We start from the raw sequence: 24,834 nt of genomic DNA, 5'->3' as shown, positions 1-24,834 counted from the left end.
TTTTGTTAAATTCAAAGTAAAGCTTGTTGCAATCTTTCTAGTTTGACTGGCTTAGAAAGAAAATCATTCATCCCCATAGCTAAACATTTATCACGGGTTTCGGGAGAAATATCGGCAGTAAAGCCAATAATAATTGGTTGTTTGCGATGATCTCCTTGGCGCTGGACAAGCCAATCGCTGTACAAAGCACGAATTCTTTGAGTTGTTTCCAGTCCATCCATACCAGGCATTTGTACGTCCATCAATATCACCTCAAAATGCTGCCGTTGCAATACTGAAATTGCTTTTTCTCCACCATCTACAGCTTGAGCTTGGTATCCCAAACGTTTCAACATCAATAAGGCAAATTTGCGATTTACGGCATTATCATCAACAACCAAGACTGTGGCAGAACTCAAGGGGGTGGTTTGAGAATCTTCATCTTCCAAAGCTTGTGCCTTAACCACCTGGACTTGAATATCAAACCGGAATTTACTACCGACACCCAGGGTACTTTGTACTGTCACTTGTCCCCCCATGAGTTCTACAAACTTGCGACTGATAGACAAACCTAACCCAGTTCCTGTATGCGATTGCTTACCTGATTCAGATTGTCCAAAAACATCAAAAATGGTATCCAATTCCTCTTTTGCAATACCCGATCCTGTATCTTCCACTTCAAAAAACAGATGATAGCCTTTACCCAGAGATTCCATATTTCCAACCCGCAGGGTAATACCACCATTATCAGTAAACTTAATAGCATTACCCAATAAATTAATCAACACCTGACGCAATTTAGCATCATCAGTGATGATTGAATCCGGGAGGTTTTCTGCAAGTTGCAACTCCAAAGACAATCCTTTAGATTCTGTTTGTTGACGTAGCATATTCATCAAAGTAGTCAACAACTGCCGCAGGTGAAAAGATTTTTCATTTAAAAATACTTTGCCCGCTTCAATCTTGGACATTTCTAGCACATCATCAATGAGTGAAAGTAGATGTTCACCACTTTGATTGATTGTGTTAATAAAATCTTTTTGTTCTACTTGCAAAGTGGCATCTGTTTCTAGTAACTGGCTAAATCCAATAATGGCATTTAGCGGAGTCCGTAACTCATGACTCATACTGGTAAGAAACTGGCTTTTGGTACGGTTGGCAGTTTCAGCAGCCTCTTTAGCATCCACAAGTTCACGTCTAGCTTTTTGCCGTTCTAGATGTGCGGAAATCGCCGAAGCAGCCGCACTGAGCAAGTTTACCTCAGCTGGTTCCCAAATTTGAGCAGATACACAATTATCAAAGCCAATAAAACCCCAGAACTGACCATTTACCAACAAAGGTAGGATTAAGATAGCCAGAATTCCCTGAGGTTCTAGAATTTCTCGTTCACTATCTGGAAAATCAATCACCACACCGTTGATAATCTTGCCACTAGAAAGAAGTTCTAACCATCGTGGTAAGAATTCTGCATAGACAACATTTTGCAGGGCAGGATTATCGACTTCAGGATCAATTCCTTGGTTACACCATTCAGATTTCTGACTTGTCACCAGATTACCAGCAGCATCATGATTATTTTCAAACAGATAGATCCGGGATGCAGATGCTGTTTCTCCTAACCATTGCAAAATTTGTGTGTAATAGGTAGTATCAGAGTCATGAACTAAAAGGTACTTCTGGACGCTCACCAAAGTTGAAAGATAGCGTTCCCGCACTGCCAAAGCCATTTCTGCACGTTTTTTATCTGTGATATCTCGACCTACTGCTTGCAATTCCACAAAGCGGTTTTCTTGATCGAAAATCATCCGATGATTCCACTGCATCCACCGCACCTCACCATTGGCAATGACGCGATTTTCAATAGTAGAAACGGGATTGTTCAGGGACATATTCGCCAAATTTGCAAATACTAGCTCACAATCCTCTGGAAAAACAAAAGGTTTGTAGCTATGCCCCAAAATATCTTCAGTATTCACCCCAAAGTAACGACAGAAGGCATCATTCACAAAAGTCAGTATACCATCGGCACGACTGCGGGCAATTAATTCTGTTTGCAACTCCACAATGGCACGAAATCGAGCTTCCTGATCACGTAATTCGGCAGTTTTAGCAGCGATTTGTCTTTCTAGTGCGGCATTATAGTTAGTGAGAATCCGTTCGGCTTGTTTGCGATACGTAATATCCTGAAATGCAGTAATAGCATGAGTAATTACACCATTATGGTCAAAAATTGGCGTTGCCCATACTGCGGCTGGTATTATCCTGCCGTTGCAGTGAACTTCAATGTCTTCAATCTTTAGACACTCTCCCTGTAATGCCCGCATTGCGGGTAATCTACCTCTGGGATAGAGTTGGTTAGTTCCTTCCACATAAAGTTGATAAGCAGTAGCCAAATCATCTTGATCCTGTTCAGGAATCTTTTCCACTCCTAGCAGAGATTTACCAACCCGGTTCAAGTAGACTACAGACCCATCGATACCATGAATCGCTACGCCTATGGGCAAACTTTCCAAAAATTGATCAAGTTCTGCCTTGCTATCTGCCAGTTCAGTAAATGATCGCTGTAATTGCTGTGCCATTTGGTGAAAGGAATGGGACAGTTCTCGAACTTCAACAATTGGGGTAGAAATTGGGGATATTTCCTGAAAATCTCCTTGAGCAATCTGTCTAGCAGCTAAAATTAATCTCAGCAGTGGTTGGGCAATTAATTGGGTCGTTAATAATCCCATTGCTGTTGAGAGCAAAAAAGCCACACCGCACAAGAAAATGGTTTTCTTAGTTGCAGCCTGAATTTCTGTCATAAAGTCGGATTCTGGCAAGACGCTCACAACCAACCAGTCCAAACCAAGATTGTCTTGCCAGCGAGAAACTAGGACAAAATATGTTTTTCCTTTGATTTTGACTTGTATTTGTTCATTTGCGTCAATCTTTGCCAAATCACCCCATTGTTTTTGGATGTTGGTGGCAACTTCCCGAATTACAAAATCTTGACTATTGAGGATTTGTAACCGCTTTGCTTGACCATTCACCATCCGAAATGGCGCTTCTTTGGCCGAACTAGCAACCAGCATTCCCGACCGTTCCAGAATAAATGCCTTACCAGAAGAACCCAGTTTAATTTGTCTCAAAAAATTGCTAATGTAAGTCAGACTCAAATCCGTACCGAGAGCGCCAATAAATTTACCTTGACGATCATAAAGTGGATAGCTGGCGGCAATTGACATAATTTCTGGATTTGTGTCCCAGTTGTATATCTCGCTCCAGACCGGTTTACCTGCCTTAACCACATTGGAGAACCAAGCTTCCCGTCTGGGGTCATAAGCTTGGACAGAAACTAAGCGAGTGCGTTCACCTGCCAGATTTGTATCATATTTATAGGACTTTCCCAATTCTGCCCCTAAAGGAATTTCTTCAATTTGGGCGCGACCTGAACCATAATCACCCGCACCAATATATTCGCCTCTAGCTGTAGCAAATTGGATATAACTAGTACCAAAGGTTCGCAACTGTTTGGTAAAATACTGACCCGTTGCCTGAAAATTAAACAGGTTCAGTTGTCCAGATTCGTAAGCATCCACATTCAACTGATTAATTTTGACAGGCGCGTTAAAATAATTAGTAATTTTCTGCTCAATGCGATTATTAATTTCTGACTGTAAATCAACAACCAGTTTATTCACCGCCAGAGAGCCGTTTTGATAGGAAAAATAGCCAACCAGGGCGACAAAACCGACAATTTGTAAGACAAACGGAACAATCAGCATCCGCCGTAATGATGCTGTCCCCACTGTCTTGATAATCCACTGGTGATAAGGGTGGCTATTCATGTTTTCAACAGAGTAAAAACTGTTTGATGATGCTTGCCAGTTGCTTGAGTCTGACAGGTTTTGTGAGATAGTCGTTAGCGCCAGCTGCTAAACATTTTTCCTGATCACCCGGCATAGCTAAAGCTGTCAGGGCAATAATGGGAATATTTACTAATTGCGAGTCTAATCGAATTTGCCTCATTGCCTCTAAACCGTCTACTTCTGGCATTTGCACATCCATTAAAATTAAGTTGGGAAGTTGGGATTTGCTCAGGTCAATTGCTTCTTGACCGTTTTTCGCCACGATGAGGCGGTATCCTGTGGCCTCTAAATAGTTAGAGATAGTAAAAATATTAGCTTCATTATCTTCTGCCAGCAAAATTAAGGGTGATTCCTGTGCTGTTTCTGGGAAAATAGAGCTTAAATCAGATGATGCCTGGTTCACTAACTCAGGGACAACATCAGATAAATTGTTATAGAATAAATTTACACTAAAGCAACTTCCTACACCGAGTTCACTGCTTACCTCTACCTTACCACCATGTATTTCTACAAGCCGCTTGACAAGAGCCAGCCCCAAACCAGTGCCAGTATATTGGCGGTTTAAGGCACTATCAATTTGGATGAAGGGTTGAAACAGTTTGTTGAGATTTTCTGGGGCAATACCGATGCCAGTATCAATTACGGCAATGCGAATAAAATCTTGAAAGGATGTCATCTCTGCTGCTGGGGCAATTTGTTGGCGGGTAACTTCTAAGGTGATTCGCCCGCCTTCTGGTGTAAATTTTACAGCATTATTCAGCAGGTTAATCAAAACCTGGCGAATGCGTCGTTCATCCAGCGACAGTTCTGGCAGATTGGGCTGAATCTTCACCTCAAGCTGGATGCGTTTTTGTAGAGCCTGCTGTCTGATAAATGCCAAACTGGATTGACAAAGCGGGCTGATGGCTGTGGGGATGCAATGTAATTCCATCTGTCCAGCTTCAATTTTTGATAAATCCAGGATGTCGTTAATTAGTTCTAATAGGTGTTTTCCGCTGCCCTCGATGGTTCGCAAACTTTGTCTTTGTTTCTCATTGATGACTCCAAACACTTCATCTTGCAAACCTTCTGATAAACCCAAAATGGCATTGAGGGGGGTGCGTAGTTCATGACTCATATTTGCTAGAAACTCATCTTTAAGACGGGTAGCGCGGGCGAGTTCTTCATTAAAAGCCGCAAGTTGTTTATTTGTTTCTTGCAGTTGAGCCTCTGCTAGTTTGCGTTGACTAATATCTGTCACCCGCACCAGGTTCATTTTCTGATCGGCTACGGTAATTTCCTTAGCGGCCAAGTTACCCCAAAATGACTCACCATTGAAGGTCTTATATTCAATTTCCCGACTCCAAAAGCCTTGGGTACTCATTTCATCCATAATGGCTTGTATATCTTCGGCGGTGAATTGCTCTTTTTGTAACTCATGTCCTTCAATCCCAATCAGGTCGGTTTTATTGGTAGCTGCAAACAACTCCACTGCCCGTTGGTTACAGTCTATAGTTTTGACCGTTTCTCTATCAACCAAGAATAGAGCATCAGCTGATTCATGAAAAATCGCCTCTCGCAAATCCCGACTGCGGATAATTTCAGCTTCTGCTAGTTCACGTTCACGAAATGCAGCTTGCTGTTCGCTGATATCAACAAAATAGCCAATAATTTCCACAGCTTGTCCGGCTTGATCCCGCACCAGGCGATATTCATCCTCTATCCACAGATAATTACCATCTTTGTGACGGAAGCGATATTGGTATGGGTAATATTCCTTATCTTCTATATCGGATAGGTCTGCCAAGATTTGCGATATGTCTTCTGGGTGGATGTGATTCAACCAGAAATTTGGTTCTCTCAAGCATTCTTCTGCTGTATAGCCTAGAACATTCTGCACATTGTCGCTGATAAAGGTGGCATCAAAATTCCCAGAAGCTTGACAGGTGTAGATGACTGCTGGACTGGCTGAAAGGACGAATTGTAGGCGTTCTTTGAGGTGTTGATTTTCCAGTTCTTCCTGTCTGCGCTTGGTGATGTCGTAGTTAATACCGATCATCCGTTGGGCTTGTCCTTGGGAATTGTGCTGAACTAGTGCATAGGCTTTAAGGATGCTAGTTGTGCCATTGGGTAAGATAATTCTAAACTCGGTATCTAGTTCTTTATCTTCGGCAATGACTTGTTGGACAGTCTCACGAACTGTAACTATGTCATCCGGATGGACAAATCCTTCAAATTTTGCCCAAGCTCCCTGACTTGGGTCAAAACTCATGGGGGAAATACCGAAGAGTTGATACATCCGCTCGTCCCACACCAGGGAATCGTTGACCAAATCTAAGTCCCAAATGCCAATCTTTGCGGATTTAACTGCCAACTTGAGGCGATCTGATAGGCTGCGGAGTTGTACTTCTGCTGCCTGTAACTTGGCTTCTGATTGTTTGCGCTCGGTAATGTCAAAGTTAATGCCGATCATCCGTTGAGCTTTACCTTGGGAGTTACGCTGTACGATCGCGTAGGCTTTGATAAACTTGATTGTGCCATCAGGGCAGACAACCCTGAATTCAGGCTCAAAGTCCTTTGTTCCGGCAATGGCTTCTTGAATAGCGGTGCGACCAGATAGAAGATCGTCGGGATGTAAGCCTGCTTCCCATACTTGATAAGCACCTGGAAAATCTGAGGCTTTGACTCCATAGAGTTCGTACATCCGGTCATCCCAGACGAGATGATTGTTGATAATATCCCAGTCCCAAATGCCAATTTGACCAGACTTGATCGCCAAATCTAATCGGTCTGACAGGTTATGAAGGGCAATTTCGATTTGTTTACGTTCGCTGATATCGAGAATTAACCCATCCCATAAAATATCGCCGTTAGCTTGCTGTTGGGGTTGGGAAATACCCTGCATCCATTTGAGACGACCTGATGGGGTCATAAATCTTCCCTCCCAAGACCATTGCTGCAAGGAGTGGGCTGAATGGGCGATCGACTCCGGCAATGAGGGGAAATCCTCTGGGTGGATCAAGTCAAAGATGGCATTTGCATCTTCTTGAATGGTAGCCGGTTCTAGTTCAAACAGTTCTCGACAGCGATCGCTCATATATACAAATTTGTAGGAGCCGTCAGGATGGAGAATATATTGATACATGACACCAGGGATATTGGCTGCAATCCGCTGGAAACGAGCTTCATTTTGGCGTAAAGCTGCTTCTGAAAGTTTTCTTGCCGTAATATCTCGATCAATGCCACGATAGCCGCGAAATTGTCTATCCTTATCAAAAATGGGAACTGCACTCGTTTCTAAAGTAATCAGTCGTCCATCTTTATGGCGGTTAGTATTTTCTAAGCATTGAAAGGGAGCTTGAACTGAAACGAATTTCATAAACTCGTTCAATACTCGTTCTGCTTCTGCTGGTGGCATTAAATCAAACGGAGTCTTGCCAAAAACTTCTTCTGGGGAATATCCCAAAAGGTTAATGATTTGCGGACTAGCATAGGTGTAAGCTCCAAATTCATTCACTTCCCATACCCAATCACTGGATGTTTCGACGAGAGTGCGGAATCGTTCTTTGCTTTGTTGCAACTCAGATGTGCGTTCGGTTACTTGGGCTTCTAAAGTCTGATTTTGTGATTCTAAAATTTGCAGCAGGCGATCGCGCTCTTGTTCTGCCTTTTTGCGATCGGTGAAATCTTGGGTCATGACCATGCCAGCAATCACATTCCCCTGCTCATCTGGCACAGGAATATGATGGGTAACGTAGACGCGATCGCCATAAGGAACTTCCGAAGTCACTGATTCTCCAGCCAATGCTTGCACAGCAACAGGGGCGATAATTTCACACACTTCTGCGGGAAAGATTTCCCAAATCGTTTTTCCTTCCATTTCTGCTTTATTGAGACCTACAGAAGCTAGTCCTAAGCCTCCAACTAGTAAATATCGTAGGTCATGGTCAAATAGCACAACCGCACCATTAGGAAAGTTATCTACTAAGGTGCGATAAAGCTTCTCACTACGGCGCAAGGCTTCTTCTGCCTTTTTGCGACTACTGATGTCAGTGATTGTTCCCACATATCCTGTCACGTTTCCTTCTGGGTCTATTTCGGGAACGGCTTGCCCAAATACCCAAGTTTCTACCCCATCCGGTCGCACAAACCGATATTCCAAACTAAATTTTTCACCTGTTTGGACAAAGTGATCCCATTGCGTCTCAACTAGATCTCGATCTTCGGGGTGCAAAGCTCTTTTCCATCCACACCCTGCCGCTTCTTGGGGTGTCAATCCAGAATTTTCACACCAGCGATTATTGACATACAAACAATTTCCCACAGCATCGGTGCGGTAAATGCCAACGGGGGCTGATGTTGCTAAAGTTGCATAGCGTCGTTGACTTTCCTGTAATGCCTGTTCCATCTCCTTGCGTTCTGTAATATCTTCGTAGCTGGCCAGAACGCCAAAAATCTCGCCTTCAGGGTTGTGCAGGGGTATTTTATTAGTGCGTAACCAGATAGTTCGATTGTCACTTTTTATTAAGGCTTCTTCGATATTAAAGTTAGCCTGACCAGACTCTATGACAATGCGATCGCCTGCCTGATAAAGTGGTGCTTGATCTCGCCAGGGCATATCAAAGTCTGTTTTGCCAATGATTTCTGTGTAAGATGATAGTCCCGCATCCAAAAGTAGTTGGCGATTGCAGCCTAAAAAACGACTGTTTCTATCTTTCCAAAAGATGGCCATGGGTAAGCTATCCATGACAACCTGCAAGAGAATTTGGTTTTCCTGTAATGCCTGTTCCATCTGCTTGCGTTCTGTAATATCTTCATAGCTGACCAGAACGCCAAAAATCTCGCCTTCAGGGTTATGCAGCGGTATTTTATTGGTGCGTAACCACCTGTTAATATTGCCAGTTTTTGTAAATGGTTCTTCGATATTAAACTGGGACTGACCAGTCTCTATGACAATGCGATCGCCTGCTTGATAAAGTGGCGCTTGATCTCTCCAGACCATATCAAAGTCTGTTTTGCCAATGATTTCTGTGTAAGATGATAGTCCTGCATCTAAAAGCAGTTGGCGATTACAACCCAAGTAACGACTGTTTCTATCTTTCCAAAAGATGGCCATAGGTAGGCTATCCATGATCAGCTTTAACAGAATTTGGTTTTCTTGCAATGCCTTTTCTGCCTGTTCATGAATGATTTCGTTGTGCTTGGCTTCGGTGATGTCTCTTGCTGCCCAAATTACAGTTTCTTGTGAAATTGGTGAAACTTTAGCACTAAACCAAACTTCTTTCTTTCCAATCTGTAAGCTGTATTCACACTGTGAAGGTTGCTGTGTAGCTAGAGTTTCCTGAATAACGCCCATAAATCGGTCTGCTATATGATTGGGTAAAACTTCATGGACAGTTTTACCAAGTAAATCTTCAGCAGGTCGGTAAAGCTTATCTGCATTGGTGGGAGCAATTTTGAGATAACGTCCCTGTCTATCTGTCACTAGAATCACATCGACCATTGCATTGAACAGTCCTCTCAGTTCAGCTTCAGAAGCTTTTAGGGCTTTTAGCGCCTCTTGGCGTTCACGTTCAATGCGCTTTTTATCACTAATATCTCGCCCTTCGGTAATCAACATTAACACCTGTTCTGATTCATCCTTGAGAGGACGAATAGAAAAGTCTATGGTGACTATCTCACCCCCACCACCCAATACATCTACTTCGTAACGTATAAATTCACCTTGGGCTGCACGGGCGATCGCTTGCCTTAAATTGTCCTGTGTTTCTGGAGAAATTGTCCACCAGTGAGCTTCCCAGAAAGGTCGATTGATTACTTCTTCTAGTTGTATGCCACCAAAATTTAAAGCTGTCTGATTGGCCTCCAGTAAAATTCCTTCGGTTGTCAGCAGTCCCGTAAACTGAAAAGTGTTGTTGAAAATAGCGCGGAATCTCCGCTCACTAGCTTGCAGTTCTTTTGTCCGTTCTTCCACCTTCTGCTCTAGTGCTGTATTCAGATTTTGCAGATTTTCATAAAGTTCTGCCTGTTGGATAGCCAAAGCCATCTGCACAGACAATTGCTGGAGTAGACCCAGTTCAGTTGTCTCCCACTCACGAGTCCTACTGCACTGGTGAACAAAAATTAACCCCCACAGTACCTGAGAAGAAAATTTAGAAACAAAGTGTGATGATACTAAGTTGCTTTCCCAGCTAGTATCTTTTTTTTTCTGCTTCCCCTGCTTACCTTGCTTCTTCTGTTCCCTTGCTTCTTTGTTCAGCAAAATCGGTACAACCAGATTAGCCTTAACCTGAAATCTCTCCAGCACGTCGATATGGCAGGCTGTTAATCCGGCATTATAGATATCAGGCATTGCTCGGATTGTGCCGTTAAGATCCGCTATTTCCTGAATTTCTTGATAGCACGTATCCTTAACTTGACTGTTTAGTAAAGCTTTCCACTGAGGTAGTACGGACTCAGCAACTATTTTACCATTCATCTGATGGTCAAACTGGTACACTATCACCCGATCTGCTTTGAGAAATTCCCGCACTTCTTGAACGGATGTTGACAGAATTTCCTCTAAACGAAAAAACTGACGAATACGCAATGATATACCAGCCAGCAACTGTTGTTGTTGGTTCTGTATCCGAATCCGCTGGTTCAGGTGGGTTTTCTCTAGGGCAGTATGAACAGCACGGCATAGTCCAGCACGGGTGATTTTGCTCTTAACTATATAATCCTGGCAACCACTCTTCATGGCTTGCACAGCTATGCTTTCATTTCCCTGCCCTGCTAACATAATTACTGGAATTTCCAGACTGCTAAATTGGAACTTCAACTTCTTCAGAAATTCCAACCCATTCATATCTGACAGTTGATAGTTTATAAGTATTAAATCTGGACTGGTTTGCCCCAGTTTTTGCAATGCTTCTAATCCTGTCTCTACCTCAATAAAATCATAAGTGGCAATTTTATCCTGATTTAAATAGCGACAATATAATACCCTGTCTTCTGGCGAATCCTCCAGAATCAGAATTGAGTAATGGGAGATTGCCATGAAACCTCGTCAGTAATTGTACGCAGCTAAGTATATATTTGGCAAATGCTTTTTCTAAATTACCACAAATATTGGGAGAGGGTATAGAGTGTGGGGTGAAGAAATTTTCTTTAAGAGAACAAATAAAAAATATGGCAAAAATGGCACAAAATTCTCTCTATTTATCCTTTATCTGTGTTCGCTATGCCTCTGTGGTATGCGCTGCGCGCACGCTACGCAAACGTTTGAGAAAGGAGTGGGGAGCAACACCCAGATCCCCGACTTCTGACATTAATTCATAATTTATTTACAAGATTAAAAAAGAAGTCGGGGATCTTATAGCGTTTCCCAGTCTAATGAAGTACACACCAATTTATTCCCAGTTCCCTGTTCCCTAAAACTAAAAAACTTTGTCCCTCACGAGCATGGGAACTACTATATTTCGAGAGTGTCAATTGTCTACACCATCACTTTTTAGCTGTCCATCTTCCATATAAACAATGCGATCAGCTATATCTAAGATGCGGTTATCATGGGTGACAAGCAAAATTGTACAACCTTGTTCTTTGGCTAATTTTTGCATTAATTCCACCACGTCACGACCAGATTGTTTATCTAATGAAGCGGTGGGTTCGTCTGCTAATACTATCTTGGGATGACTGACTAAAGCACGTGCGATCGCAACCCGTTGTTTTTGTCCCCCTGATAAACTCTCTGGATAATAATCAACACGATTTCCTAACCCCACTTCTTCTAATATTGCGATAGCTTTAGCATTGATATCTTGATTTAGATATTCTCCATGCAACTCCAAAGACATTCTCACATTTTCTTTGGCTGTTAAAAAAGTCATCAAGTTATGCGCTTGGAAAATATAACCAATCTGACGACGCAATTTTGTTAACTTCCCCTTATTTGCACCGCGCATTTCTTGATCTAATATTTGTAAACTCCCTGATTGAGCAGAACGCAATCCCCCCATCAATGATAATAGAGTGGTTTTCCCTGACCCAGAGGGACCAGTCATAATCACAATTTCTCCGGCTCTAATCTCTAAATTAATATCAAATAATACTTGTTTTTTTAATGCACCATCACCAAAATAATGATTGAGTTGAGAAACATGAATTACAGTATCTGAAGCAATATTTGATTGAGAATAAATTTCTAACATATAGAACTCCTATTTGATTTTCAACAAACTCAGTACACTTTATATTCCTTCTTTTCTGTTCCCTGTTCCCTACCTCTACGAGTAAATTCAGGAATTAAACCGGATTCCTATAGTTGTTTGTGAGTATTTTGTGAGGGTTTGTAGTCAGCAATTTATTAAATATATGGTGAAAATTAACCCTTGTAGAGACGTTCCATTGAACGTCTCTACTTTTTCTCATTAAAAAATGTCCGCAGGGTCAGCAGAACGGAGTTTTCGCATAGCGATCGCCCCAGAAACGCTACACATAATTACAGTCAAAATAAACACTGAAATTGCTCGGTCTACTTTCATCGAAATGGGCAACAGAGTGGCTGCAAAAGTTAGTTGATATATTCCAAAAGATAGAAAAAATGCAGGCAAATAACCCAAAATCGCTAATAATAAAGCCTCTTGTACCAAGACTCCCAAAAGATAGGTATCTGTATAACCCATTGCTTTGAGAGTTGCATATTCTGGGAGGTGATCGGAAACGTCAGAATAAAGAATTTGGTAAACAATAACAATACCAACAATAAACCCAACTCCTACACCCAAACCGAAAATAAAACCAATCCCTGTACCATTAGCCCAATAATTCTTTTCTTTTTGAGCAAAGTCTTCAGGTGTTCCTACTTCCACAAAGGGATTTTTGGGATCTGGATTTAATCCTCTTCTCAGTTGTGCTTTTACCTTATCAGTATCCGCACCTGGTTTGAGATTAATTAAACCCACTTCAATTTGATCTGGTTTACGTTGAGGAAATAATTGTAGAAAAGTTGAATCACTAGCAATAACATTACCATCAGCCGCAAAGGAAGCACCATTACTAAAAACACCTTTGACGTTAACAGCTTTACTATTGAGTTCTGTTTGAAAATTGCCCGTTTTTTTGAATATATCACCTACAGCACCATATTCTGGACGACTGGCTTGATCAAACATTACTTGATTGAGAAGTTTGAAATAATCTTTATTTTTTTGAACTTCAGGAAATTTCAATCCTGGTTGATTTGGATCTACACCCCAAACTAAAATAGCACGTTCAATTTGTGTTTCAGGATTGCGCCATTGTCCGGTACTAATGTAAACAGAATTAACTGATTTTACACCGTCATAGCTTAAGGCTTGATATAATCTTTCTCTAGAAAAACTTTTGACTGAAAACAGAGTTTGAAATTGAGGATTAATTAATACTAAATCTGCCTGTAAATTGCGATGAGGTTGAATAGCAGCATCAAACAAAGCACTTTCAAAACCCATCTGAATAAATATCAGCATATCAGCAAAAGTAATCCCAGCAACTGCAACAGCTAACCGCGTTTTTTCTTTCATTAACTGTCGCCAAGCTAAGGGCGTTTTTTGGAATAGTTTAAATGCCATTTGTCAACTGCCTCTTAATAACTAATTTGCTGATTTTGCTGTTCTATCTGCCCTTGTCGCATCAATAAGAACAACGGCAGTCCAAAAGAAACACCAAACAGAAGATTACCAGCAATATAAATCCACAGATTTTGCATTTTAAGCCTTGTTCCTTCGGCAAATACAAATGTCCAAAATACGAGGGAAGAAATAATTACATCCATGCCAAAAAAGCCAGATATCTTGTTAGCAAAAAGCTGTGCAAAAAATAGTTTGATATCAAGACCATGCTCAAATATAAAAGGAATAAACTGAGAATAGGGAAGCACTAAACCCAAGATAGCAAGCAGTAGGTATATAGATTTAAGCATGATACATTTACCGTAGAGTAGTTGTGAGGTTTTGAGCCAATTAATTGATAACAAACATTCATTATTTTTAAGAGCAAATAAACTTTACAATTCAATTGCTGTTTGTACTTGCAAATTAGTTAAACCTGCAACTTTTTTACTGTCTTCAGGAGTGAGACGAATCTTAACTTCAATCACTCGACTATCTAAATTTTCTCCAGGTTGGTTACTAAACACATTTTGGCGGTTGACTTGGAAGCCAATTTGGGCAACTGTTCCCCACAGTTCACCTGTAAATGTAGGACTAGTAATTACAGCTTTTTGTCCGAGTTTGACTTTACTGATATCAGTTTGATAAACTTCTGCAACTGCAATCATTTGCTCTGTTTGTGCAAAGTCTGCAATCCCAGAAGCATCAATTTTTTCGCCGGCACGGGTATGAATTTTGAGAATTTGTCCTGTCATGGGAGCGCGAATATAAGCTGCTTCTAGGTCGGTTTGGGTGCGTTTCAGGGTAGCGATCGCACTTTCTACTTCTGTTTGTGCTAAATTCACATCTACAGGACGAACTTCGGCAACACTATCAAGTGTAGCTTTTGCTTCACTAATTTGTTTATTACTGGTGGTGTTAATTCGATTTAATGCAATTTTCGCTTCTGCTAATTGTTTGTTTGCGGTGGAATTAATACGGTTAATAACTGCTTTGGCTTCACTTAGTTGTTGTTTGGCAGTTTCTACATTTAAGGCTTTACTATCAATTAAAGAATTAGAAATGGCTCCTGCTGAATATAAGTTTTTATAGCGTTGATATTCGGATTCAGCATTGTTGAGTTCTGCGGTTAATTTATTAATGGTTGCTTGTTGGGCAATTCTATCACCTTGCCATTGAGCTTCTATCCGTGCAATATTTTCTTCTTGGGAGTTTTTATCACCTTGATACTGAGCTTTTATTCTTTCTATACTTGCTTTTTGAGCTTGAATTGCTCCTAATTTAGCCCCAGCTTTAATTTGCTCAAGTTTAGCTTGAGAAACTCTCACTTCTTTCTTTGCTTGTTGCACGGTATTTTGCAATTTATCCCGTGAATCTAAAATTGCAATTACTTGTTCTGCTTTTACAGTATCACCTTCTTTAAATAGGATTTTTGCCACCCTATCTCCATCTAATGCTAAAGGTGCAGATAGCTTAATTACTTCTGTTTCTGGTTCCAGTCTGGCTAAAGCTGTTACTTTTGTTGGCAGAGGTGGATTTTCAGATATTTCTGAAGTGGCATTTTTACCAACTTCTCCAAAACTAGAAATTCCGTAAATTATAATTCCGCCAGTAATAGCTGTGGCACTTATAACTAAAGCAATTAACTTTTGGTTTACAGGTTTAGATAACAGTTTTTGACTCATTTTATCGTACCAAAAAACTCCCCAATCAGATATCAATCTTGCTGTTGCAAATATGCGGTTAACATTTTTCCTAAAAGTTCGCATTGTTCAGGAAAATCAATTGTTTCATTACCCCATAATTTTTCGAGAATTACACCATTAACAAAACTCAAAACAAAGGATGCTAACACCACATCTTGAATGCCTAATAAATCACAGGCTACTTGTTGGCAACGTTGATTAGCGTGTTTAAAAACTGTACTATTCGTCAGCATTGTTTTTGAGTCTTGGTTTTGACAAAAATCAACCCAGATATAAGTCCACTTAATCAGGTAATCTTCATTGTTGACGAGATAATTACCTAAAGCTGCCATCATTTCTGATAAGTTGTTTTTTCCTCCCAATTCGGCTAAAGCTATAATGACATCCTGCTGACTAATTTCTTCTATCAGTTGTTCAAATAAAGCTTGTTTACTGGGAAAATAGTGATATAGCGTTCCTGTAGAAACCTCTAAACCCTGAGCAATTTGCCGCATGGTGATAGCGCCATAACCTTTTTCGGCAAATAAATCAAAACACTTGCCGAGTAATTCTTTGCGGTATTGTTCATGATCCACAATTTTCGGCATAACTGGGTTTATTTATATCGAACAGTCGTTATGATTTATAATAAATTTAGAATATTAGGTTTGTCAAGCTGACAAGCGTGAATTTTGCTGTATCTAACATCTTGCACCAGCGACTGGAAGTCACGGCTATACATACAAAACCCACCTGGGTGGGTTTCAAACCCTTGATTTTCCGTAAATCCGTGCAGACGGACTTAGTTTGTATAGCAGTATCTTTCTAATCACCTGGGCTTGGTGCTTAGTTAAATATAAAACAATGATGAAAGGGAAACAGATTTTATGGACTTGTTAGAAAAACTCAAATTTGTGAATGTATCTAATTAAAGGAGGGAGTTAATCAACGGATTTTCCTAACACTGCTACACTTGAGCAACAAAAGCTGCAAAAAAAATATCTACATTAGTAATAGCTCTAAATAGCTTTAAACAACCTTTGAGATCAAAAATGCCAAACCAACCACAAGATAACGATAACCTGTTCACCAAAAGCCATGATCATGCACCTTGGAAAAAAGCAGCGGCTTCTTTATCCCTAGTGTTGCTGGGATCAGGGATGACTTTTGCAGGTGGCTATCTAGCAAATAACCAACAACAGGTAGCTGATAGTGCATCTAAGCTGGCTGTGGGGAGAGTCAACGCAGCGCCGCCATTACCAGGAAACGTAGATCCTAATTTTATCACTCAAGTTGTGCAGAAAGTTGGACCTGCGGTGGTGCGAATCAACTCTTCCCGCACTGTTAAAACGCAGTTACCAGAAGAATTGAATGATCCCTTTTTCCGCCGCTTTTTTGGCTCACAACTGCCAATGCAAGGAAGAAATCGGGTAGAACGGGGAACGGGTTCAGGTTTTATTCTCAGTGCTGATGGTCGTATTCTTACCAATTCTCATGTAGTAGATGGTGCAGATACGGTGACTGTCACTCTGAAGGATGGACGCACCTTTAAAGGTAAAGTGGTAGGAACAGATGAATTAACTGATGTAGCGGTGGTAAAAATTGAGGCGAATAATTTACCCACAGTCACTATAGGCAATTCTGACCAACTACAACCTGGACAATGGGCGATCGCCATTGGTAATCCCCTGGGGTTAGATAATACAGTTACTACAGGCATTATCAGCGCCACAGGACGCTCTAGCAACCAAGTTGGTGTTCCCGATAAGCGAGTTGAATTTATTCAAACTGACGCAGCAATTAACCCCGGTAACTCTGGCGGTCCTTTGCTGAATGCCCGTGGGGAAGTGATTGGCATGAATACAGCTATAATTCAAGGAGCGCAAGGCTTAGGATTTTCTATTCCCATCAACACAGCACAACGGATTTCTAATCAACTTATAACCACAGGTAAAGCTCAACATCCATATTTAGGAATTCAGATGGTGGGTATAACACCTGACTTAAAGCAACGTATTAACTCAGATCCCAACAGTGGTTTAATGGTGAGTGAAAATAATGGCGTATTAATAGTTAAAGTTATGCCTGATTCACCAGCATTCAAAGCGGGAATACGTGCTGGGGATGTGATCCAAAAGCTGAATGGTGAATCAGTTATAGATGCTGCTGCTGTCCAGAAAGCCGTGGAAAAAGCACAAGTTGGAGGTAATTTGCGTTTGGATTTGCGTCGCAATGGACAAAGTATCAATATCGCTGTCACACCAGGGACTTTTCCCACAAATGTTCAATAATATTTGAAAAATTGGGGCGGGTACATCCCGCCTTTAATTGTCACGAAGCATAAGGACAGAATAAATCATAACTGCAAAGTAAATGTCCATGCACATAAATGACATAGTAGCAAATACTAAAAACAAACATCCCTAAAAGCACAGGAATCACCTTACTAACTTTCAGCTTGCGATTTCTAACGATTTTTAAGCAAGATAGGGGGAGAATGAGAGGCCAGAAGATAGTAGTTATTAAAGACATCACAAAAGATAAAAATTTCTCTTCTGGAGTATATGCCGGATGACGGAGAGAAAACCTTAACCAATTGGTAAAAAAATAGCAAGCCATTAGCAGGTAACTAATCACTAAGGTCAATTGGATTTGAGTCACTGTCTGCATTCCTTAGATTGTGTGATATCTAGCAACGATCTCTGTATTAAAGTTATTAGTATAGTTTGTGCGGTGGAAATGGATATGTTTGTAAACAGACTTTCATATTGAATTACTTTGATACTAACTATACTTTTATGCGTTTAATCACTTTAAATAGTTGGTTTTTGGAGCCTTTCTACTTATACAACAAGTGTTAATGAGCTATTCTTCTTTCGGTATAGCATACGTCTCAAGAAGTGGCAAATAAAATGCAGCATCTGCTACATCCTAAATTGATGCAGTAGAAGCAGGTAGTTTAAAACAGACACAATAAATAGCTGGGAAAATATTTACTAGTACAGTACGGCATAAATAGAGTAACCATCTAAAATAGACGAAAACCCTAATTTATAAGCTTTTTGACCTTTGACTTTTGACTTTCGCCTTGCGGTACTAGTTAAATGAGAATTTAAAGTTGGGAAGTGGACGAAGACCGATAAGTATAGCCGACCTGAGAATCTTTTTGAATGTACTGTTTAATACTGTCGAAATCAATGAAGTAATCAGCCACATCAATCAAGCTATCACTAGTCATGCTTTGCAGACCAATTACTTCTACCCTAGATCCCAAGCTGGTGACAGCATTGACAGCATAGGCTAAATCTCCATCCCCACTGACTAATACAGCAGTGTCGTAGTAGGGAGCTAAAGTAATCATATCAACAGCAATTTCTACATTCAGATTGGGTTTTTTACCATTCTCGGCAACTGCAAGTATATCTTTGGTGACGACACGATAGCCATTGCGACGCATCCACAACAGAAACCCTTGTTGTTTTTCTTTGCTGGCATCGACTCCAGTATAAAAGAAAGCCCTTAACAGGCGAGAGGTTTGAGTTAAACGACAAAGTAATTTAACATAGTCAATTTCAATGCCTAGTTGCAAGGCAGCGTGAAATAAGCTTAAGCCATCAATAAAAATGGCTACTCTACCGCGATTAAGATCATCACCAATGCTCATATCGTTAATAGTCTCTTGTGGTTTGATATCTCGGCCTTTGACAGTAGTTTTTATCGCGGGTGGCCCTTGCCAATGTGGTTTTTCTTTAAGTTCTTTATATTCGTTTGTTTTCTTGTTAAGATTAGTAAAACTCATTGATACCTCTAGATTTTAAATTTGGTTGTCTTTGTTAAATTGCTAATATCTAGTATAGTGTGTGCTAAGTTCATAACCGTTGTAATAAACGTAGCCGGAAATTGTCTACAGAGACTAGTTGGAAATAAACTTAACTTACAGCAAAATTCAGGAGTCAGCAGTCAGGAGTAAACCCCGCTTGCTACTTGATAGTCTAGTGCGGGGGTAGCCATTTTTTGATTTAAATTTTCTGCTTAATTTACCTACAATCGGCTGTATTTGAACTTGTCGCTGATATTGAAGCAATAACCCAGAATTTAGGCATATTTCAACCCCCCTGTTGGTACAGAGACAAAAATTAAAAAATTGTGATCTTTTCACGTGGAAGTTACTTGGGTGTTTTCGGTGTTTGGTACGATAGGGGAACTTAAGCCTTGTATGGTGAGAACCGAGCAATGAGCATGATGTAGAACGTAGTTGCTGATACTGCCTAAGAAAACTTCACTGATACCAGTACGTCCCCTGCGACCGACTATAATTAAGTCAGCTGGCCAACTTAAAGCTAATTCACAGATAATGCGGCCTGCATCACCTACAGTTTGAGTAAACTCAGTTTTGACACCTGCATTAACTGCTGTTTGAGTCAGCGATCGCATCCAATCTAGTCTATCTTGCTTGAGTTCATCCCAAGCTTGCATATATTGATTGATAGTTTCAGTATGCAAGGTGGGATATATGGTTTCTGGCTGTAAAAATATCGGGTTGATATAAGGATCTTCCAAGGGAGATAGAACGTGAAGCAACATCATTTCTGCCTCACTTGCTTTGGCCAAATATAAGGCTTGCTCAAAAATATACTGACTTCTGCCTGAGTTGTCTAGAGCCACTAAAATTTTGTAAAACATAGTTAGTATTCCTTGGGGAGTATCTAAAATCTATACCTATTGTGGTTTTTATCTGACATGGCTTGAGCTATATTGGCCATACTAATAAATTTTTGGAAAATATGCAGGAATAATAACTCATGAACTAGCTTTAAATAAATATCGTAATTTTTTTGTAAGAATTCAGGATTTATGATTTAGCAGTCAGGTCACTTGTGAAATCAGTAATTAACAGATTCGAGATTTTATCAACAAAAACAAGCATGATACTGAAGGTGTTCTTTATTATATATGATGCTAGATTGTGAAGCTTTCTTTAGGCTTTATTATAATTTATAATAACTTTCTTTTGCCATGAAGTTGAATGCTATTAGAAGTTACATCTACTATAGAAATAGAAGAGTGTGTGTTAGGTAATCAGAAAAATATGATGATTTGGTTAATTACGAATTAGTTGGATTGGGGTACTCCTACTTAGTAGAAATTGATGGAATGAAAAAATGACATCTTCACATCCATGGGAAAAACGCTATTTTACCTATCCGCCGCAGATGGGAATGTATGTAATTAATGCAATTTTAGGTTCTATACAGGCTCTGGCAACTATCCGGTTACAATTGATCCTGCAAAATTTAACTCCTAATCTACAATCCAAACTGCGCCTATATCTCCAATTCAAAAAGCGCAAATGGGACAACATAAACCTGTAAGCACGGGGGAAGAGTTACAAGCTCAGGTGATTAATAGTCAAATTGGTAAACAAATTATAGTTGACAGTGCGACGAGGTTCGCAAACTCAATAGTTATCTGTAAGTTCCGCGATTTAACTAAAGCTTCAACTCATCCTTAACAAATCTAATTAAGAATTCTGAAGAAACACAGGCGATAGGTAATAGGACTAAAAAAGAAAGAAGTTATCAACAATCTAAAATCCAAAATTAGTACCAGGAGGTGATAGTGATGGTAATCAGATTTCGCAACCGCACTGAAGCAGGACAAATGTTAGCACAACATCTGACAGCTTATGCTAACCGAGAGAACGTGTTAGTGTTAGGTTTGCCTCGTGGGGGTGTGCCAGTAGCATTTGAAGTAGCCAAAGCATTAAATGCGCCTTTAGATGTCTGTATAGTCAGAAAACTCGGTGTACCAGGTCAGAAAGAATTGGCAATGGGGGCAATAGCTTCTGGCGGAATAGGGGTACTAAATTACGACGTGATTAGCACCTTGGGAATAGATAAAGAAGCGGTTCAGGTCGTTGCGGCCGAGGAATTGCAAGAATTACAGCGACGCGAGCGCACTTATCGGAGCAATGCCCCACCTCTAAACGTCAAAGATAAAACAGTGATTTTGATAGATGACGGTATTGCTACTGGCTCAACCATCCGTGCTGCGATCGCTATCCTCAAAAAACACCAGCCTACAACGATTGTTGTTGCTGTTCCAGTTGCGCCGGCAAGCACTTACGAAGAGTTGCAGTCAGAAGTAGATGAAATAGTGTGTTTGCAAACTCCAGAACTTCTGTCTGCTATTGGATTGTGGTATGAAGACTTTTCCCAAACTACTGATGAAGAAGTACAGGAAATTTTAGATTTTAGATTTTAGATTTTAGACAGGACTTACGCAAAACAGAACGGAAGTAGGGGTAATTCATGAATTACCCCTACGCAAGAATCAGGTTTTGAGTTCAATCTTGCGTAAGTCCTATTTAGATTTTTAATTGCTTTTTGATATTGATGATTACCCATTACCTATTCCCTAAAAGGTTTAACCCATGAATGACAAACAATCTTGGAATGTTTTAGAGCAAATAGTTACCGTTGAGCTAGGACTCCTGAGACTCAAAGGAGAATTAGTTGTACCCCCAGACGCTGAGGGAATTGTTGTATTTGCTCATTGTAGTGGTAGTAGTCGCTATAGTACCCGCAACCATTATCTAGCCCATTTGTTGCGTCAGCAGCAAGGACTAGCAACTCTATTAATTAATTTGTTGACTGAAGAAGAGGATGTAATTGACCAGCGTACTCAGCATTTTCGTTATGATATTAATTTTCTGGCTTCGCGGTTAATTACCGTCACAGACTGGTTATTTGAGAACCCAATTACTCGTCATTTAAAAGTTGGTTACTTTGGTGTGAATAGAAGTAGTGGAGCAGTATTTCTAGCTGCATTAGCTCGTCCTATGACTGTGGGAGCAATAGTCTGCCGCAGTGGTTATACTGATTTAGTAGGTGAGAGTCTTTCCTATGTCCAAGCTCCAACTTTGTTGATTGTCGGTGGTAATGATTGTGCCATTATTGCCATGAATGAGGATGCACTTGCACAAATTCCCACCCAGAACAAACAACTAGAGATTATACCTGGAGCAAGTCATCAGTTTAGCGAACCGGGAGCTATGGAGGAAGGGGGAAGATTAGCAAGTCAATGGTTTAAATATTACCTAGCACCAATTAAGGAAAAGGAATTGCATTTACACGCGATGTCCTTATGATGAATGAACATACAATCTATCTAGCCCGTATTTCTCACAAATCCTGCAATCACACTTTTAACAATCCTTACCCGAAATAAGTTTTGGGCAATTTTTATAAAATTGATTTTTGATCCAGTGTGAAACTCCAAACTTCAGATTTCATCAGGCTTTGAAAATTTTGGTGAGAAATCCGGGCTGGGTAGCAGTATAACTATGTCTTTAGGTATAAAAATAAATTGATTATTTGTGTTAAAGTACAGAAGTGGAGAAAAGAGCGGCTCGTTCAGTCTAAAGAGTAGAAATACTGAGGATCACCAGTAAGGTATAACCTTAACAACTTCGTAATCATAAGGATTAAATTCCCTCCCTCCGAGCCACAGGAGTGAATGCATAATACATAACCCACATTTCAGGGAATAGCATCCTTGACTCGTGGTGCATGGCTTAAATTGCGGTAGCTTGAAGCTAATAGAGAATCCCATCCAGTGGAATTAGACAGGGTTAGCTAACAGCGAATCGAGTATAAATCATCGTGAATTTACGTGCTGGGGAAATTAGTTAATAAAAGTGCCAATTCAGATACTTCCATGAGAGCGTGGGTAGTCACGGAATCATCACCTAAGTAACTAAACCAAGCAATATTAGCTTCATACGCGCAGACTAGAAAAGGACACTTCTTGTCTATATTTTAGGCTGCACAGTAAGAGCCTTGAGAGGTTGGAAACTATTAAGCATAGTTTTGGATTAGAGGTGAAGAGTAGCGATATTCTCATCGACTGTAACGGTGATGCGATTTTAAATTCACTTGATCTTGATCTTGAAAATTAATACGGAGAATATTATGAGCTTAGAAAATCGCGTTAAAGCAACTGCCAAAAATATTGAAGGTAAAGTTCAAGAAGCCGTAGGAAATATTACAGGAGATCCCCAAGCTCAAGCTGAAGGTCAGGCCAAACAAGTCGAAGCAACCACTATTCACATTGTTGAAAATGTGAAAGATGAAGTCAAAAAAATTATTGACTAAGAAGATACTTTAAGAGGATGTTTTAAAAGTTTTGAATGTATAAATAAACCCCTCTCCAAACCTCTCCACCTCTCCCTACCCCTCTCCTGAAAGGAGAGGGAACTTATGGACTCCCCCCTGTAGGGGGGAACTTGGGGGGTGCGGGGAGAGGCTTTGAAACCCCCATTCCCTCGTAGGGAAGGGGGGAAGGGGGGTTAGGTTGCTGAAGATTATTGGTTTCATCTAATACTTTTCAAACAACCTCTAAAAGGTTTAGGCGAATTATATTCGCTTTAAAAACATTCTCTCAGAGTGTCATTTTTATAGAAAATATAGATAAATAGCAATCTAATTATCTATATTTCCTAGTTTCGCACCCTCAGTTAATAGTCAAGTCAATCCCTTAAAAAATTAAAAGTTTTGGAATTTAGAATGATTTTACTTCAAAAAATTCGTAAAATATTGCTAAACATTAGCCTAATTTTATTAGTTTCAACTTCTATAGGAATGGGTTTATATCCTGGAGATAGTTGGGCTGTAACTCCACTCGCAGATTTAATCAGCCAATCGCCTATTCAAATAGCAACGATGGAGAGAACAAAGGCAGTTTCCAAGGGTATTGAAGGTCAAGGTCAAGAAGCATACGGCAATATTACAGGCGATATGAAAGACCAATTTGTTGGCAAAGCTAAACAAGCAGAAAGCCAAGTTCGCAAATCAATAGAAGACGTGAAAAGCATGAGGTTATCAGAAAGCTCAACGGCAATCTCTAAGAATATTGAAGGCAAAACTCAAGAAGCATTCGGCAATAGTACAGGTAACTTGAAAGACCAAGCTGCTGGAAAAGCTAAACAAGTAGAAAGCCAAGTTCGCAACACAATAGACCTCTCCGGAAATATGGTAGAGACGTTCCGCCGGAACGTCTCTACAAGGGTTTCAAACCACGCACATTTAATTACCGGAGATGTCTAATAGAAGATGTGAAAGCGAGTATTCAAAACATCCTCGATTAAGGGCTAGAAAAGAAAATCTCAGCTTTACCTCAAAAAAGCGAAATTTAAAAGCTGATCAGTCATCGCTAAATTTGACTGATTCAGAGGCAGATTTTTTAAATTTATGTATGTCCTAATTCCACTAATTGTTTCTGATATCAACTATGACTAACCCCAACAATCCTAATCCTAATAATCGTGACGATAATGTAACAAAGGAGAAAACGTCCTCTTATGGTGACGGTTACTCTGATGGTCGTGCCTCTGGAACAAACCTCAAGAGCGAAGCACTGGAAGTACGCGATCACAACAATACCGCTGGTGGCTTTTTAATTGGTATCAGTATTGCCGCTGTGTTAGGACTGAGTGGACTTGCTTACTACTTCTGGGGGCGGCCGCCAGCAACCAACTCAGTAATTGTTGTGCCTGCTCCTGCTACCTCTCAACAGCCAGCTAAACAGACCACTATCATCGAAAAGACGAATAGTTCCAAAAAACATAGACAAATATCTCATGCCTTTTGTTGGCCGGGAATAACCCCGACGGGGTGAACTACAACACCCCCTATCCCTAGACTAAAAGCT

Annotated in this window: 17 protein-coding genes; 7 read left to right on the top strand and 10 right to left on the bottom strand. The window is 40.3% G+C overall.

Annotated elements, in window-relative coordinates; genetic code table 11:
- Nucleotides 1-11: 11 nt before the first annotated feature.
- The 7 genes from H6G06_RS21845 to H6G06_RS21815 form a co-directional block, all read right to left on the bottom strand.
- Entirely contained in the window at nucleotides 12-3,806 is a 3,795-nt protein-coding gene (locus H6G06_RS21845) for a PAS domain S-box protein (protein ID WP_190564001.1), read from the bottom strand.
- Between the two features lie 4 nt (nucleotides 3,807-3,810).
- Nucleotides 3,811-10,845: a PAS domain S-box protein gene (locus tag H6G06_RS21840; protein WP_190563990.1), complete on the bottom strand. Its 7,035-nt coding sequence runs from the start codon at nucleotides 10,843-10,845 to the stop codon at nucleotides 3,811-3,813.
- Between the two features lie 430 nt (nucleotides 10,846-11,275).
- Nucleotides 11,276-11,998: a DevA family ABC transporter ATP-binding protein gene (locus tag H6G06_RS21835; protein WP_190563988.1), complete on the bottom strand. Its 723-nt coding sequence runs from the start codon at nucleotides 11,996-11,998 to the stop codon at nucleotides 11,276-11,278.
- A 219-nt stretch (nucleotides 11,999-12,217) separates the two neighbouring features.
- Nucleotides 12,218-13,399: an ABC transporter permease DevC gene (gene devC, locus H6G06_RS21830; RefSeq protein ID WP_190563986.1), complete on the bottom strand. Its 1,182-nt coding sequence runs from the start codon at nucleotides 13,397-13,399 to the stop codon at nucleotides 12,218-12,220.
- Between the two features lie 14 nt (nucleotides 13,400-13,413).
- Nucleotides 13,414-13,749: a DUF2834 domain-containing protein gene (locus H6G06_RS21825; protein WP_190563981.1), complete on the bottom strand. Its 336-nt coding sequence runs from the start codon at nucleotides 13,747-13,749 to the stop codon at nucleotides 13,414-13,416.
- Nucleotides 13,750-13,833: 84 nt separating this feature from the next.
- On the bottom strand, nucleotides 13,834-15,123 hold the full coding sequence (locus H6G06_RS21820) for an ABC exporter membrane fusion protein (RefSeq protein ID WP_190563980.1): 1,290 nt from the start codon (nucleotides 15,121-15,123) through the stop codon (nucleotides 13,834-13,836).
- Nucleotides 15,124-15,155: 32 nt separating this feature from the next.
- Nucleotides 15,156-15,731, bottom strand: coding sequence for a TetR/AcrR family transcriptional regulator (locus H6G06_RS21815; RefSeq protein ID WP_190563978.1), 576 nt, complete (start codon nucleotides 15,729-15,731; stop codon nucleotides 15,156-15,158).
- 444 nt (nucleotides 15,732-16,175) lie between these two features.
- Between H6G06_RS21815 and H6G06_RS21810 the strand changes: the two genes are divergently transcribed.
- Complete coding sequence (locus H6G06_RS21810; RefSeq protein ID WP_190563976.1) at nucleotides 16,176-17,414, top strand: HhoA/HhoB/HtrA family serine endopeptidase; 1,239 nt, start codon at nucleotides 16,176-16,178, stop codon at nucleotides 17,412-17,414.
- Nucleotides 17,415-17,454: 40 nt separating this feature from the next.
- Here the strand turns inward: H6G06_RS21810 and H6G06_RS21805 are convergent, their stop codons facing one another.
- The 3 genes from H6G06_RS21805 to H6G06_RS21795 all read right to left on the bottom strand — a co-directional run bounded on the left by H6G06_RS21805 (nucleotide 17,455) and on the right by H6G06_RS21795 (nucleotide 19,806).
- Nucleotides 17,455-17,793 carry a hypothetical protein gene (locus H6G06_RS21805; protein WP_199306834.1) on the bottom strand — a complete coding sequence of 113 codons (339 nt, stop codon included), beginning with the start codon at nucleotides 17,791-17,793 and terminating at the stop codon, nucleotides 17,455-17,457.
- Between the two features lie 442 nt (nucleotides 17,794-18,235).
- Nucleotides 18,236-18,922 (bottom strand): LabA-like NYN domain-containing protein, encoded by a 687-nt coding sequence (locus H6G06_RS21800; protein WP_190563972.1) that lies wholly within the window; start codon nucleotides 18,920-18,922, stop codon nucleotides 18,236-18,238.
- Between the two features lie 356 nt (nucleotides 18,923-19,278).
- Nucleotides 19,279-19,806 (bottom strand): universal stress protein, encoded by a 528-nt coding sequence (locus H6G06_RS21795; RefSeq protein WP_190563970.1) that lies wholly within the window; start codon nucleotides 19,804-19,806, stop codon nucleotides 19,279-19,281.
- Between the two features lie 479 nt (nucleotides 19,807-20,285).
- Here H6G06_RS21795 and H6G06_RS21790 point away from each other — a divergent pair, with 479 nt between their 5' ends.
- The 6 genes from H6G06_RS21790 (at nucleotide 20,286) to H6G06_RS21765 (ending at nucleotide 24,801) form a co-directional block, all read left to right on the top strand.
- Nucleotides 20,286-20,495, top strand: a complete 210-nt coding sequence (locus H6G06_RS21790) for a hypothetical protein (protein ID WP_190563968.1) — start codon at nucleotides 20,286-20,288, stop codon at nucleotides 20,493-20,495.
- Between the two features lie 250 nt (nucleotides 20,496-20,745).
- On the top strand, nucleotides 20,746-21,387 hold the full coding sequence (locus tag H6G06_RS21785) for a phosphoribosyltransferase (RefSeq protein WP_190563966.1): 642 nt from the start codon (nucleotides 20,746-20,748) through the stop codon (nucleotides 21,385-21,387).
- 169 nt (nucleotides 21,388-21,556) lie between these two features.
- A complete protein-coding gene (locus H6G06_RS21780) occupies nucleotides 21,557-22,273 on the top strand; it encodes a dienelactone hydrolase family protein (RefSeq protein ID WP_190563964.1) in 717 nt (238 codons plus the stop codon).
- An 823-nt stretch (nucleotides 22,274-23,096) separates the two neighbouring features.
- Nucleotides 23,097-23,279 carry a CsbD family protein gene (locus H6G06_RS21775; RefSeq protein ID WP_190563962.1) on the top strand — a complete coding sequence of 61 codons (183 nt, stop codon included), beginning with the start codon at nucleotides 23,097-23,099 and terminating at the stop codon, nucleotides 23,277-23,279.
- Nucleotides 23,280-23,690: 411 nt separating this feature from the next.
- Nucleotides 23,691-24,230 (top strand): CsbD family protein, encoded by a 540-nt coding sequence (locus tag H6G06_RS28060; RefSeq protein ID WP_338422974.1) that lies wholly within the window; start codon nucleotides 23,691-23,693, stop codon nucleotides 24,228-24,230.
- A gap of 184 nt (nucleotides 24,231-24,414) precedes the next feature.
- A complete protein-coding gene (locus H6G06_RS21765; protein ID WP_242039816.1) occupies nucleotides 24,415-24,801 on the top strand; it encodes a hypothetical protein in 387 nt (128 codons plus the stop codon).
- The last annotated feature ends 33 nt before the right edge of the window (nucleotides 24,802-24,834 follow it).

Origin of the sequence: Anabaena sphaerica FACHB-251 (assembly GCF_014696825.1) — a bacterium.
In the GTDB taxonomy this organism is placed as follows: Bacteria; Cyanobacteriota; Cyanobacteriia; order Cyanobacteriales; family Nostocaceae; genus RDYJ01.
This window is presented reverse-complemented; position numbering and strand designations above follow the sequence as displayed.